This is a genomic window from Amycolatopsis sp. NPDC031561, from assembly GCF_055580625.1.
The window spans coordinates 57,793-71,796 of record NZ_JBVILA010000023.1 but is presented as its reverse complement, the minus strand read 5'-3'; the positions used below and the strand labels follow the sequence as shown (position 1 = coordinate 71,796).

11 protein-coding genes are annotated in these 14,004 nt (G+C 69.8%); 8 read left to right on the top strand and 3 right to left on the bottom strand.

Annotated features, from left to right (window positions below; translation table 11 throughout):
* The first annotated feature begins 132 nt into the window (after positions 1-132).
* From ACZ5IK_RS34160 to ACZ5IK_RS34130, 7 genes are all read left to right on the top strand, one after another.
* Complete coding sequence (locus ACZ5IK_RS34160) at positions 133-846, top strand: hypothetical protein (protein ID WP_465491485.1); 714 nt, start codon at positions 133-135, stop codon at positions 844-846.
* Between the two features lie 14 nt (positions 847-860).
* On the top strand, positions 861-2,462 hold the full coding sequence (locus ACZ5IK_RS34155) for a DNA polymerase Y family protein (RefSeq protein ID WP_465491549.1): 1,602 nt from the start codon (positions 861-863) through the stop codon (positions 2,460-2,462).
* Positions 2,463-2,620: 158 nt separating this feature from the next.
* Positions 2,621-5,974 carry an error-prone DNA polymerase gene (locus tag ACZ5IK_RS34150; protein WP_465491484.1) on the top strand — a complete coding sequence of 1,118 codons (3,354 nt, stop codon included), beginning with the start codon at positions 2,621-2,623 and terminating at the stop codon, positions 5,972-5,974.
* Between the two features lie 106 nt (positions 5,975-6,080).
* Complete coding sequence (locus tag ACZ5IK_RS34145) at positions 6,081-6,590, top strand: hemerythrin domain-containing protein (protein ID WP_465491483.1); 510 nt, start codon at positions 6,081-6,083, stop codon at positions 6,588-6,590.
* Between the two features lie 68 nt (positions 6,591-6,658).
* Entirely contained in the window at positions 6,659-7,141 is a 483-nt protein-coding gene (locus tag ACZ5IK_RS34140) for a VOC family protein (protein WP_465491482.1), read from the top strand.
* Positions 7,142-7,280: 139 nt separating this feature from the next.
* The gene (locus tag ACZ5IK_RS34135; protein ID WP_465491481.1) at positions 7,281-8,348 is read left to right on the top strand and encodes a reverse transcriptase family protein; all 1,068 of its coding nucleotides are present in this window, start codon (positions 7,281-7,283) and stop codon (positions 8,346-8,348) included.
* Positions 8,349-8,370: 22 nt separating this feature from the next.
* The gene (locus tag ACZ5IK_RS34130; RefSeq protein ID WP_101612269.1) at positions 8,371-8,958 is read left to right on the top strand and encodes a pentapeptide repeat-containing protein; all 588 of its coding nucleotides are present in this window, start codon (positions 8,371-8,373) and stop codon (positions 8,956-8,958) included.
* Positions 8,959-9,028: 70 nt separating this feature from the next.
* On the opposite strand, the gene ACZ5IK_RS34125 is transcribed toward ACZ5IK_RS34130, so the two are convergent.
* Positions 9,029-11,779 (bottom strand): TNT domain-containing protein, encoded by a 2,751-nt coding sequence (locus ACZ5IK_RS34125; protein WP_465491480.1) that lies wholly within the window; start codon positions 11,777-11,779, stop codon positions 9,029-9,031.
* Between the two features lie 153 nt (positions 11,780-11,932).
* Between ACZ5IK_RS34125 and ACZ5IK_RS34120 the strand changes: the two genes are divergently transcribed.
* Complete coding sequence (locus ACZ5IK_RS34120) at positions 11,933-12,232, top strand: DUF3017 domain-containing protein (protein ID WP_465491479.1); 300 nt, start codon at positions 11,933-11,935, stop codon at positions 12,230-12,232.
* Between the two features lie 19 nt (positions 12,233-12,251).
* Here the strand turns inward: ACZ5IK_RS34120 and ACZ5IK_RS34115 are convergent, their stop codons facing one another.
* Both ACZ5IK_RS34115 and ACZ5IK_RS34110 read right to left on the bottom strand, forming a co-directional pair.
* Entirely contained in the window at positions 12,252-13,424 is a 1,173-nt protein-coding gene (locus ACZ5IK_RS34115; protein WP_465491478.1) for an MFS transporter, read from the bottom strand.
* Positions 13,425-13,619: 195 nt separating this feature from the next.
* Entirely contained in the window at positions 13,620-13,940 is a 321-nt protein-coding gene (locus ACZ5IK_RS34110) for an ArsR/SmtB family transcription factor (RefSeq protein ID WP_465491477.1), read from the bottom strand.
* Positions 13,941-14,004 lie beyond the last annotated feature (64 nt).

Sequence of the window (14,004 nt, the reverse complement as noted above, 5' to 3'; positions counted from 1 at the left end):
CATCGCTTGACAACCGCTGCGCCGACCGGTGTACTGGAGGCATCGAACAGGCGTTCGATGTGCCGCCTTCCCCGTGGCACCCTCAAACCGTCCACAAAGGACGGTTCAGGTGTCGTGGGGAGGCGAGGTCCGGTGACAGCGGAGGTGGTCGAAGCACGGGCCTTGCCGTTGGCGAGGCTGGCGGCTTTGCCAGGAGTGAGCACGGCCAGTGGCGTGGCTTCCGCGGCCGAACACGCGAGGACGACGGGAAGGGTGCTCCCGGTGTCCCCGGCGTTGTCCGGTCTGCTGCCCGCCGCGGGGCTCCGGCGCGGGAGCACCGTTTCGGTGCTGGGGTCCACGTCATTGATGCTCACCCTGCTCGCCGCCGCCACCGCCGGCGGTGCGTGGGCGGTCGCGGTCGGCCTGCCCGCGCTCGGGGTGGTCGCCGCCGCGGAACTCGGGGTCGAGGTGGGCAGGCTCGCGCTGGTCCCCCGTCCCGGTGCCGAGTTCCCGGCGGTGACCGCGGCCCTGCTCGACGGCTTCGATCTCGTGGTCGTCGGTCCGGGGCTCGCCCGGACCGACGTGGCGAGACGGCTGTCCGCCCGCGCGCGTAACCGTGGTTCGGTGCTGCTTTCGCTGGGTTCCTGGCCCGGTGCGGAGGTCGAACTGAGCTGCCGTCGCGCGCGCTGGACGGGCTTCACCGGCGGCGGCTCGGGCTACCTGCGGACCCGTGAGGTCGAGGTGCGGGCCGGTGGCCGGGGTGCGGCCGCCCGGCCGATGTCGGCGCTGCTGCGGTTCCCCGGCGAGGGCGAAGTCGAGAAGGCCGACTTCCCCACCGCGACCGCGGCGAGGTGGGGGACGGCGTGAACCCACCTGTACGCATGCTGGTGCTGTGGTGCCCGGACTGGCCCGCGGTCGCCGCCGCGGCCGTCGCGGGCGAGCCCGTCGGCCGTCCGGCCGCGGTCTTCTCGGCGAACCGCGTGGTCGCCTGCACGGCGGTGGCCAGGGGATTCGGCGTCCGCCGCGGGATGCGGCGGCGCGAGGCCCAGTCCTCCTGCCCGGATCTGGCGGTCTTCGGTGAGGACGACGGCCGTGACGCCCGGCTCTTCGAGTCCGTCGCGCAGGCGGTGGAGGAGCTGGCGGTCGGCGTCGAGGTCGTCCGCCCGGGGATCGTCGCCGTCCCGGTCGACGGCGCGGCCGGTTACTTCGGCGGCGAGCACGGTCTCCTCGAAAGGCTGGTGGACGAGGTATCCGTGGCGGCGGGGGTGGAATCTCAGGTCGGCGTCGCCGACGGCCTGTTCGCCGCGACGCTCGCCGCCCGCCGCTCGACACTGGTCGGGCCGGGCGAGACGGCGGCTTTCCTCGCCCCGTTGCCCATTCGCGAGCTCGATCAGCCCGAAGCAGGGCGAACCGAGCTGGTCACCTTGCTCCGGCAGCTGGGCCTTCGCACGCTGGGTGCTTTCGCGGCGCTCGGCGAAAGCGACGTCTCCGCGCGTTTCGGGACGGAGGGCGTCCTCGCTCACCGGCTGGCACGAGGGCGGTCCGAACGTCCGCCGCTGCGCCGCCGCCCGCCACCGGAACTCTCGCTCGCGAAGGCGTTCGACCCGCCGATCGACAGGGTCGACGCCGCCGCGTTCGTGGCGAAAGGGCTCGGTGAACGCTTCCACGCCGGGCTCGCCGCGCACGGACTGGCCTGTACCCGCCTCGGCATCTACGCCACCACCGAGACCGGCGAACAACTCGGAAGAGTGTGGCGCTGCGCAGAACCGTTGACCCCGTCCGGCGTCGCGGACAGGGTGCGCTGGCAGTTCGAAGGCTGGCTGAAGGTCCGGGACAGCTCGGCGCGGCCCCGATCCGGTGTCGTGCGGCTGCGGCTGGAGCCGGAGGAGACCGTCGAAGGCCGGTCGCTGCAACTCGGGTTGTGGCAGGCGGGCGCGGCCGGCGCGCTGCGTCCGTCCACAGAGGACGAAGGCCTGTCCGGCGAGCGCGCCGCCCGCGCCCTGGTGCGGGTGCAGGGGCTGCTCGGCCCGGAGAGCGTCTTCACCGCGGTGCTCGACGGCGGCCGCGATCCCGCCGAACGTGTCCGGCTGGTGCCGTGGGGCGACAGACGGGAGAGGTCGGCGCAGGCGGACGCGAACTGGGCCGGACGGCTCCCGTCGCCTTCTCCGGCGACGGTGTTCGCCCGCCCGGTGCCCGCCCAGGTACTGGACGAACACGGGCGCGTCGTGGAGATCACCGCGCGGCGCCGGGTCACCGCCACACCGTTCCTCGTGAGCTTCGAGGGCGGTGAGCCGCGCCAGGTCCTCGCCTGGGCGGGGCCGTGGCTGGTCGGTGTCCGGGCCGGAGCGGGCCACGCGCGGTCGGGGACCCGGATCCGGTTGCAAGTGCTGCTGGCCGACGGGCCGGACGCCGAGGAGGCGGTGCTGCTCCGCTTCGAACACCACGAGAACCCGATGTGGACGCTGGAAGGGAAGTACGACTGACCATGGACGAGGAGTACACGCGGCTGGTGCGGCGATGGCTGGAGGAACCGGCCATCCCGGTACAGCGCGCCGAGTTGGACACGGCTTGGGCGGCGTGCGTCCCGCGAGCGGAAGTGTTCGTCCCCCCGCCGAGACGTTCGATCGAGAATCGGTGACCGATGGGCTGGAACAACCCTCCGAAGCCGTGGAAGGACCTCGCCCGCGAACTCGCGGGCGAGGTCCAGCCCGGCGACGGCGGTGACAGCCCCGCCTGGAGCGCCAAGCGGGAGGGCTACGAGCGTCCCCCCGACTTGACGGGGCAGATCGGCGAGGACGACGGGGCCACCGCGCGCCGGGTGCCGTACGCCGAACTGCACTGCCATTCGAACTTCAGCTTCCTCGACGGGGCGAGCCATCCCGAGGAATTGGTGGAGGAGGCCGCGCGGCTGGGCCTGGACGCGATCGCCCTCACCGATCACGACGGCATGTACGGCGTGGTGCGCTTCGCCGAAGCGGCGAGGGAACTGGGCGTGCACACCGTCTTCGGCACGGAGCTCAGCTTCGGTCTGTCCGGACCGCAGAACGGGTTCGCCGATCCCGAAGGCGAACACCTTCTCTTGCTGGCCAAGAAACAGGACGGCTACCTGAGCCTGAACCGCGCGATCACCGCCGGGCAACTGTACGGCTTCGACAGGGGATCCTTGTCGCCCAAGGAAAGAGCCGAGAAGGGCAGGCCGGTCTACGACCTGCGCGCGGTCGCCGAAGAGGTCAGCGGGAAGTGCGTCGTGCTCACCGGCTGCCGCAAGGGCGCGGTGCGCAAGGCACTCGTCACCGGAGGTCCCGTCGCGGCCGTGGAGAAACTGAAGGAACTCATCGACTGCTTCGGCCGGGAGAACGTCTACGTCGAACTCATCGACCACAGCCTCCCCTTGGACAGCACGCACAACGACCTGCTGAGCGAGATGGCCGCGGAGTTCGGGCTGCCGACGGTGGCGACCACGGCGGCGCATTACGCGCGGCCGGAGCGGGCCCCGCTCGCCGACGCGCTCAGCGCGATCCGCGCCCGGCGGGGCCTGGAGGACATGGAGGGCTGGCTGCCCGCCGCGGGGACGGCGTTCCTGCGGTCGGGGGAGGAGATGGCCGAGATCTTCGCGAGGTACCCGGGCGCGGTGCAGCGCGCGGCGCTGCTCGGCCGGGAATGCGCGTTCGAACTGCACCACATCGAACCGAAGCTCCCGCCGTTCGCCGTTCCGGCGGGCCACACCGAAGCGTCCTTCTTGAAGGAACTCACTCTCAAGGGCGCGAAGGACCACGAGAAGAACAAGACCGCCGAGTACCGTCGAAAAGCCCGGAAACTGATCGCGCACGAACTGGAGATCATCGAAAAGCTGGGCTTCCCCGGCTATTTCCTGATCGTCTGGGACATCGTGCGGTTCTGCCGGGAGAACGACATCCTCTGCCAGGGCCGGGGTTCGGCCGCGAATTCCGCGGTCTGCTACGCGCTCGGCATCACCAAGGTCGACGCCGTGCGCTACGGCCTGCTCTTCGAACGGTTCCTCGCCCCCGACCGCGACGGCTATCCGGACATCGACCTCGACATCGAATCCGACCGTCGCGAAGAGGCGATCCAGTACGTCTACGAGAAATACGGGCGGCTGAACACCGCGCAGGTGGCGAACGTGATCACCTATCGGGCGCGGTCCGCGGTCCGGGACGCGGCGCGGGCACTGGGGTATTCACCCGGCCAGCAGGACGCGTGGAGCAAGCAGATCGACCGCTGGGGCGCGTTGCGGTCCACGGAGAAGGATCACGATCACGACATTCCCGGCGAAGTAGTCGAACTCGCTTGCGCGCTCGAAGACTTCCCCCGGCACCTTGGCATTCATTCCGGCGGCATGGTGATCTGCCGACAGCCGGTGAGCGAGGTAGTGCCGATCGAATGGGCCCGGATGGAGAACCGCAGTGTCGTGCAGTGGGAGAAAGACGACTGCGCCGCCGCGGGACTGGTCAAATTCGATCTGCTCGGACTCGGGATGTTGTCGGCCCTGCACTATATGATAGATCTGGTTCACGACCACAAAGGGGAAGAGGTCGACATCTCCGAATTGGATCTCAAGGATCAGAACGTCTACGAAATGCTCTGCCGTGCCGACGCGATCGGCGTTTTCCAAGTGGAGAGCCGCGCGCAGCTGGCCACCCTGCCTCGCTTGCGCCCCAAGAAGTTCTACGACCTCGCGGTCGAGGTCGCGCTCATCCGGCCTGGTCCGATCCAGGGTGGTTCGGTGCATCCCTACATCCGGCGCAAGAACGATCAGGAGAAATGGGATTTCGACCATCCGAAACTGGAGAACGCGCTGAAGAAGACCCTCGGCGTCCCGTTGTTCCAGGAACAGATGATGCAGATCGCCCTCGACGTCGCCGATTTCACCCCGGCGGAGGCCGATCAGTTACGGCACGCCATGGGTGCGAAGCGTTCCGAACAGAAGATGGAACGGCTCAAACGCCGATTCCTCGAAGGCGCGGCGAAGCACGACATCGGTGAGGAGCTCGCGGAGAAGATCTTCGGCAAGCTCAAGGCGTTCGCGAATTTCGGTTTCCCGGAGAGTCACGCGCTGAGTTTCGCCCTGCTGGTGTTCGCGAGCGCGTACTTCAAGTACTACCACCCGGACGCGTTCCTGGCCGGCCTGCTGCGCGCGCAGCCGATGGGGTTCTATTCGCCGCAGTCGCTGGTCGCCGACGCGCGGCGGCACGGGGTGAAGGTGCTCGGCCCGGACATCAACGCGAGTCTCCCGCACGCGACGCTGGAACCGTTGCCAGAAGGGAAAGAACTGCTCGCCGTGCGGGGCGGCCTGTCCACCGTGCGGATGATCGGCGAGAACCTGGCGAAGGAGATCGTCGAAGAGCGGGAGCGCGGTGGCCCGTTCGCGGATCTGCCCGAGGTCGCCCGGCGGGTGCGGCTGACCAAACCTCAGGTCGAGGCGCTGGCCACGGCAGGCGCGTTCGGTTGTTTCGGCGAGAGCAGGCGGAGCGCGCTCTGGGCGGCGGGCGCGGTCGCCGACGAAAGCCTGGAGAAACTCCCCGGTCTCACCACCGGGGCCAAGGCGCCGATGTTGCCCGGGATGGACGAAATCGACGTCGCGGCCGCGGATGTCTGGGCCACCGGGGTGTCGCCGGACAGCTTCCCGACCCAGTTCATCCGGGAGAACCTCGACGAACTCGGCGTCGTCACGGCGGCGGGCCTGCGCGACGTCCCGCACGGCACGCGGGTGCTGACCGGTGGCGCGGTGACCCATCGCCAGCGGCCGGCGACCGCGGGCGGCGTCACCTTCATGAACCTCGAGGACGAGACGGGGATGATCAACATCATCTGCACGATGGGCGTGTGGCAGCGCTACCACCGGGTCGCCCGCGGCAGCCCCGCGTTGCTGGTCCGGGGCGTGGTCGAGCGCACCGGGGAGGTGGTGAACGTCCTCGCCGAACAGATCCGGCACCTGCCGCTGCGGATCACCGCCAAGTCCCGTGACTTCCACTGACCTCACTTGACGGCCCGGCGGTGTCCATGCTGTAGTTCGATCAACGTCGCAGTGCACCCGGCAAAGAGACCGTCGTGGGCGCGGAGGCGTCGGACCATGGGAAATCATGGAAACCCCTTCTTCATCGAACGGCCGGTTGACGGCGTTCGGAAATCAACTCGTTCAGGTTCACAACTGGCTGCGTAAAGAGCTGGCCGGGCTGCACGACGATCTCGGGTCGGTCGCGGACGGGCGTGCCGAGCGGCTGCGCGATCTCCGCGCGCATTGCCTCACCTTCTGCTCGGCGCTGACCAGGCATCACACCGGGGAGGACGGCGGCGCTTTCCTTGTGCTGGCAGAGAAATTCCCCGAGTTGCGGCCGACGCTCGAAGAGCTCGCACACGACCACGACGTCATGTCCGGGATCATCGAACGGCTCGAGGAACTGGTCGCCGGTGTCGGCCCGGAGTCGAGCTCGGCCGAGATCCTGCACGTCCAGCGCGAACTCGACGGGCTCACGGCGATCATGGAGACGCATTTCCGCTACGAGGAGAAGCGCATCGTCGAGGCGCTCGACTCGCTGGACATGCCGGAGTGGCGGGACGCGAAGCCGTCTTTCCTGCTGAAATCTCATTAGGACAGGATCTGTCCTATACGCCCTTTAGCGTTCTTCTCATCGCACCACGACGACTGAGGAGAACTCCGATGAGCAACCCGATCCCCGCCGGCTACCACTCGGTCACCCCGTGGATCATCTCGCGCGACACCGCGGGCGTGATCGACTTTCTCAAGCGGGTCTTCGACGCCGAGCCGATGGGCGAGCCGGTGTACGTCGAGGGCGGCAAGATCGGGCACGCCGAGGTCCGCGTCGGCGACTCGGTAGTCATGCTGTTCGACGCGCAGGACGACTGGGTCGAGACCCCGGCGCACCTGCGGCTCTACGTCGAGGACAGCGTGGAGACGCAGCGCCGGGCCGTCGAGGCGGGCGCCGAAGAGGTCACGAAGCAGACCGAGCTCTTCTTCGGCGACCGCGTCGGCCGGGTCCGCGACCCGTTCGGCAACCTGTGGTGGATCCAGACCCGGCTGGTCGACCTCGACTTCCCCGAGATGGAACGCCGCATGAACGACCCGAAGTTCGTCGAGGCCATGCGGTACGTCTCGGGTTCGAAGATCATTCCGAGTCGCTGAAGTCGGTAGGGTGGTGACAGCGACGCGGAGGTGAGCCGGTGGATCACCACCCACTCCGGGGCAACCCCGGGGAGCACGACGACAGCGAGACACGGCGCCCCGCGCGAGCGCGGCATGCTTCGCGTACGAGTCCGCGCGGATGACAGGAGAAAAAGTCACCTCCGCGTCGCTCCTCGGGCCGATGCCGGTCTGGCGGTGGCAGGTGGCCCGCTGGGCGACCTTCGACGACTGCGCCGCCGCGCTCGACCTGACGACCGGTGAACTCTCGTGGTTCGCCGACGCGAAGGGCTGGAACCGGCGCGCGGCCGATCCGGTCCGGCACTACGGCTACCGGTGGATCCCGACCGCTTCGGGCGGGGTGCGGCTCATCGAGCGGCCGAAGCCGCGGCTCGCCGAACTGCAGCGGCGGATCGTGCGGCACGTCGTCGAGGCGCTGCCGGTGCACGAGGCCGCACACGGTTTCCGGCGCGGACGTTCGGCGATGTCGTGCGCCACGCCGCACGCCGGCCGGGAGACCGTGGTCAGGATGGATCTCGAAGGGTTCTTCCCGGCGGTGTCCGCGCGCCGGATCTCGGCCCTGCTCGCGCTCGCCGGGTACCCGCCCGCCGTGGCGGAGGCTCTCGCGGGCGTGCTCACCACGGCCGCCCCGCCCGACGTCCTCGCCGCCGTGCCCGAGGGGCGGCGGGATCCCGCGCGGGTGCGGCTGCTGAGCAACCTGGCGGCCACGCATCTGCCGCAGGGCGCGCCGTCCTCGCCCGCGGTGGCGAACGCGGTCACGCTCCATCTGGACCGGCGGCTCGACGGTCTCGCGCGGTCACTGGGCGCGGCCTACACGCGGTACGCCGACGATCTGGCGTTCTCCGGGGATTCCCTGCCGTTGCACCGGTTGCTGCCCGGCGTCCGGCGGATCGTCGCCGACGAGGGCTTCCGGCTGCGGGACGACAAGACGTCGATCGCGGGCGCACACCAGCGGCAACGGGTCGCGGGACTGGTGGTCAACAGCTCGCCCGCCGCGACGCGCGCCGACTACGACGCCCTGCGCGCGCTGCTCCACAACTGCGTCCGCACCGGGCCGGAGGCGCAGAACCGGGCCGCGCATCCGGATTTCCGGGCCCATCTGCTCGGCCGCATCGGCTGGATCGCCGCGTCGTCGGGGGCGCGGGCGGCGAAGCTGCGCGCGTTGTTCGACGGGATCACCTGGCCTTGAGCGGGTATGCGATCCTGAACGGGTGATCGAGACCGCGGAAGACTACCGAGAAGCCGTCCTTTCCCAGCAATGGTGGGAAAAACGCAGTTTCGTCGGCTGTGACTTCACCGAGGCCGACCTGCGCGGGCTGCGCACCCAGGGCTGCACCTTCGACCAGTGCGACTTCACCAAGGTCGACTTCGAGGGCTCACGCCACGAGGCGTCGGCGTTCCGGTCCTGCACCTTCGACCGCAGTGTGCTCGCCGGTACCCGGTGGAGCTCCTGCTCGATGCTCGGATCGTCCTTTGTGGACTGCCGATTCCAGAAGGTCGCGTTCACCGAATGCGATCTCTCGCTGGTCTCGCTGAGTCGCAACCGACTGTCCAAAGTGGATCTCTCCGGGCTGCGGCTGCGCGAGGCGAACCTGACCGAGGCGGACCTCACCGGCGCCGATCTGCGCGGCGCCGACCTCACCGGTGCCCGGCTGGCCGGAGCGAAACTCGAGGGTGCCGACCTGCGCGGAGCGCGGATCGACGCCAACGGCCTGGTGCAGGCGAATCTCGCGGGCGTCCACGTCGACACCGAGACCGCGGTGGCCTACGCCGCCGCACACGGCCTCGTCATCCACTGACCCCCGATGTCATGAAAGGGGCTTTCCTGACGAAATTCGTCAGGAAAGCCCCTTTCATGACACTTGAGTGCTAGTCGATCGGCGGTTCGCCCGGGTCCAGCTCGATGAGGTCGCCCTCGGCGAGCAGTTCCTCGATGGACGCAGGCAGCAGGTACGCCGACCCGCCACCGGGCTGGTTGAACCACGGGATCGCGACACCGGCCAGCGCTTCGAGCGGACGTTGCACGCGGTACACGTGGTACGGCCGGTTCACCCACTCCGGCACGAGCGAGCGCTCCTCGAACGGCGTCCCGGCAGCGTAGGTCAGGTTGCCGTTCGGGCCGCCGAAGCGGTCCAGCTCGCTGCCCGCGGGCAGCTCACGCAGCTCCTTACCGCGGAACAGCGTCAGCGGCGGCTCGCCGTTGAGCGGCGAGATCGGCCAGTTCTGCTTGGGGTCGGGAGGTCCGGCCGCCGAGACCTGCGGGCGGGCCGGTTCCTCGCGCCGCATCGGCGGCGGAGGCGGCGTGACCGGCGGTTCGCGCCGAGGCGGGGCGGGCGGCGGGCTCGCCAGCGCCGGGTTCGGCGGCCGCACCGGAGGCACGGGCGGGACCGGTGCGGGGGCGGGCTCGTCGTCCAGGTCGTCCCCGAGCAGTTCCTCGGCCGTCGTGAACGCGGTCTGCTCCTGTGCCGGGATCGACTCCCGCGGCGGCACCGGATGCGAACCGGTCGCGATCTCGGGGGAGAGCGTCGTCAGCACGGGCCGGACCGGAGCCGGAGGCGGCTCCTCGACCGGCTGCTCTTCGACGGCGGCAGGCTCGTCGAAGTGCGGCTCGACGGCGGGCGGAGCGCCGTTCGGGTTCAGCAGGACCTTGCCGAGCATGAACGCGGCCGCGTCCTCGGCGTCGCCGAACACCGCCGGATTGGTCAGCTTCCCGTCGTACCAGCCGACCCGCCAGCCGCCGCCGTCCACCTGCTCGACGCTCCAGCCGTGCTCCGCGGGGCCGCCGATGCGGTAGACGTCTCCGGGCACGTCGAGGTCGTCGAACTTCGACTGCAGCTCGTTCAGCACCGGCACCGGGTGCTCGTCGCGGCGAGACCGCTCCGGCGCGGCGCGGCGCGGGGCTTCTTCACGCTGCGGTTCGGGCTCAGGACGGGACACGGGGGCGGTAGCAAAGGTCCCCCGCTCCTGCTGTGGGCCGTCGACCTGCGTGACCTCGGAGTCCGAGAGCGGAGGTACGTCGGGCTCCGCGTCGTGCGTCAGGAGGGGCAGCTCAGGACCGGCGTCGGCCTGCTCGACGGGCGTGTAGCCGGTGGTCGACTCCAGCTCGGGGGGCGTGTACGGCTGGTTCTCCTCCTGCGGGGGGTACGCGTCCTGAGCTTCCTCGCGAGGCTGCTCATAGGCGTCGACCTGCGGGGCCCGCGCGTACGTGGTGGCCTCCGGGTCGGCGACCTGAGGCTCCGGCTCGGGCTCCGCGTGCTGACGCGGCGCGTCGTCCTGCCGGGCCTCGTCGGTGTACGCGTCCTGTTCGGACTCGTGGAATGGCGCCTCTTCGTGCGCGTACTGCTCCTCGTAACCGGCTTCGTACTGCTGCTCGGCGGCGGCTTCGTGGAAGTCCTGCGCCTGGTAGTCCTGGGTGTCGTAGTCCTCTTCGTACCGCTGGGCCTGCTCGGCTTGATCCGGAACGCTCGCCTCGGCCGCGGGAACGGCCGCCGCGGCGGCGACCGGTGCCGCGGCCGCGGCCGCCACCACCGCGGGGTCCGGGCCCGGCTGGTGCGGCGGCGGGACGGGCGGCTGAGCGGCCTGGTTCGGGCCGGGACCCGCGGGACCGTTGGGTCCCGACTGACCGGGACCGCCCTGGTTGACCGCGGCCTGCTGCGGCGGCACGGGACCGTTCGGCACCGGGCCGTTCGGCGAGAGGCCGTTCTGGGGCGGGCCCTGCGGAGGCGGGCCACCGGGCCCACCCGGGCCGCCGTTGGGGCCACCCGGGCCGTTGGGGCGCTGCTGCGGGGGCTGATTCCCCCGGGTGAGGTAACCCGCGGCGGCCTGCAGCGTCGGGTCGTCGACCTCCGGCAGCGTGAAGCCGTTCTGCCGGACGTGGTCGATCAGGTCGAGTTCCGGCGAGACGCCGTACTCGCGCAGGTAGAAGTTGACGGCGGCGGGCCAGATCCACTGTCCGTCGCTGTGGAAGGCGACCGGGACGGTGGCCTCGGGGGTCTGCGCGAGCCTGTCGATGTCGTAGCCGCGCTCGGTGACCACCAGCGGCGCGTGGTCGAGGTATTCGAGCAGCCTGTCCTGCTCCTCGATCTCCAGGTCGGGCCGGTTGATCACCGGCCGGCCGGCCGGGCCGATGGTGTCGAAGATGCGGGCGATGCGGAAATGCGGCCCTGGCTGCTCGGGGCTGAGGCCGGACATGCGCCGGATCAGCCATTCGGGCACGTTCTCCTCGGAGCGGGGGAACATGCGCAGTTCGTCGGAGAGTGCCTGCGGAGGCGGCGCGAGGCGCCACTGGGGCTCGTCGCGGTTGTACTCGAGGTTGTAGCTGGACGGGTGATCGAGTTGGTAACGGGCGTTGAACCAGGTGCCGCGGCCGTCGCGGTACATCCCGGCACGGAGCCTGCCGAACAGCGTCGCGATGTCGTGGGTCGCGACCCACTCGTGCGCGGTGCCGTCCTCGGTGATGATCTCGCCGGTCATCTCGTGGTACCTGCCGACGGCTCGGTACTCGGCGGTCACCTTCCGCCAATCACGCGGCGCGGCCCGCAGCAGGGCGAGGCCGATCTGCTTGACCAGGGTGTCCTGCTCGGTCGCGTTCAGCTGAGTCGTCGGTTGTGCCACGGTCACATTTTGACCGTATCCGCGCTCGTGTGCACCCCGCATGTGGGTTTTGCCGCTCTTGACAATGTGGAAGACGCCCTGACCTGCTGCCGGATGACTCACCCGGGATACTTACGACGTGAACCGATTTGCCCGCGAGGCCGTGAAGGACGAGGACTGATGACGTTGGCCGGACAGCGGCGTGACCGTGGGGCACTGCTCCATCACCTGCCGTTCCTGCTGGTGATGCTGGTGGTGGCCGTCGCCGCCCTGCGGATCGGGCAGTACCACTGGCGTCAGGGGGCCGCGCTGATCGGCGGAGCGCTGTTGCTCGCGGGTCTGCTGAGGGCGGTCCTGCCGGACGCGAAGGCCGGGCTGCTGGCGATCCGGGGCAAGCCGGTCGACGTCCTGACTTATGGCGCGCTTTCTGTCTTGATCCTTTTCATCGCCTTCACGATCACCGGCGGCCCGCTGTCCTGAGAGGACCGCCGGTGGCCGATCAGGAGGCCATGGCGGGCGTGAGCCGGGCTTCGCGGCGGTCGAGGCCGCCGGAGACGACGGCCAGCGAGAGCCCCAGCACGGCCAGCGAGGCGCCGACCCAGTTGGGGGCGACCAGGCCGAGGCCGCCCGCGATCACCAGGCCGCCGAGGTAGGCGCCGATCGAGTTCGCGATGTTGAACGCCGACTGCACGGCCGCGGAGACCAGAGACGGCGTCCCACCGGCCTTCTCCATGATCCGGGCCTGCATCATCGGGCCGATCATGAAACCGGCGAGGCCGACGAAGAAGATCGTCACCGCCGCGCCGACCTTGCCGTTCGCGGTGAAGGTGAAGATCGCCAGCACCGTGGCGAGTCCGGACAGCGAGACGTAGAGGCTCGGCATCAGCGCCTTGTCGGCGAGCCTGCCGCCGAGGTAGTTGCCGATCGTCATGCCGACCCCGGCCAGCGAGAGCAGCAGGGTGACGTCCGACGGCGAGTAGCCGGTGACGTCGGTCAGCATCGGCGCGATGTAGGACAGGCAGGCGAACACGCCGCCGAGGCCGAAGGTGACGATCGCGAGCGCGAGCCACACCTGCGGACGGCGGAAGGCGCCGAGTTCGCCGCGCAGCGACGGCTCGACCGGTTTGCCCTGATGGGGGACCAGTTTTGCGATCGCGGCCATGGCGACCAGGCCGATCACCGCGACGACGCCGAAGGTCGCGCGCCAGCCGACCTTCTGGCCGAGCAACGTCCCCAGCGGGACACCGACGACGTTGGCCAGGGTCAGGCCCATGAACATCATCGAGACGGCCTTGGCGCGCTCGCCCGGCTTGGCCAGGCTGGACGCGACGACCGCGCCGGCGCCGAAGAACGCGCCGTGCGGCAGGCCGGCGATGAAGCGGAAGGCGACGCCGAACTCCTGGTTCGGCGACAGCGCGAAGAGGACGTTGCCGAGCGTGAACAGCCCCATCATCGCCAGCAGCATGGTCTTGCGCGGCAGCCGGACGGCGACCGCGGTGAGCAGCGGGGCGCCGACCACGACGCCGAGGGCGTAACCGGAGATCAGGTAGCCGGCGGACGGGATCGACACGCCGAAATCGGCGGCGGCTTCGGGCAGCACGCCCATCATGACGAATTCGGTGGTCCCGATGCCGAAGGCACCGATGGCGAGCGCGAGCAGCGCGACGGGCACGGCTCTCCCTTCGAGGGTCGTACGTGAGTAAACGATTACTCGCCCACCGTCGCGGATGGGAACCTGAATCGATTTAGGTCTCGGACACAAAAGAAGACAGCGCGTTCGGCGCGTGCGTCGACGAGCTGCCTTACGTCCAGTTCAACGGATCACGGGGGCGTTTGTCATCCCGGTTTCGGGTGAGGCTGCCCACCCTCAGCGGCGGGCGGCGAGCACTCCCTGGAGGAGGCCGGGGAAGAGCTCGTCGAGATCGTTGCGGCGCAAGGAGTTGTAGCGCGCGGTGCCCTGCTGGCGGCCCATGATGATGCCCGCTTCGCGCAGGGTGCGCAGGTGGTGGGTGAGTGTGGACTTGGTCACGGCGACGTCGAAACCGCTGCACGAGATCTCGGTGCCGGACTCGGCCAGCTGGCGGACCATGTCGAGCCGCACCGGGTCGGCGAGCGCGGAGAGGACCGCCTCGATCCGGATCTCGTCCTGCCCGGGGTAGACGTACTGCGGGGTCGTGGTCGCGGCCATCCGTCCATAGTACGACGCCCCTCGAACTTTCCGCGAGTTCGTAGTACGGTCTCCATCGAACTAC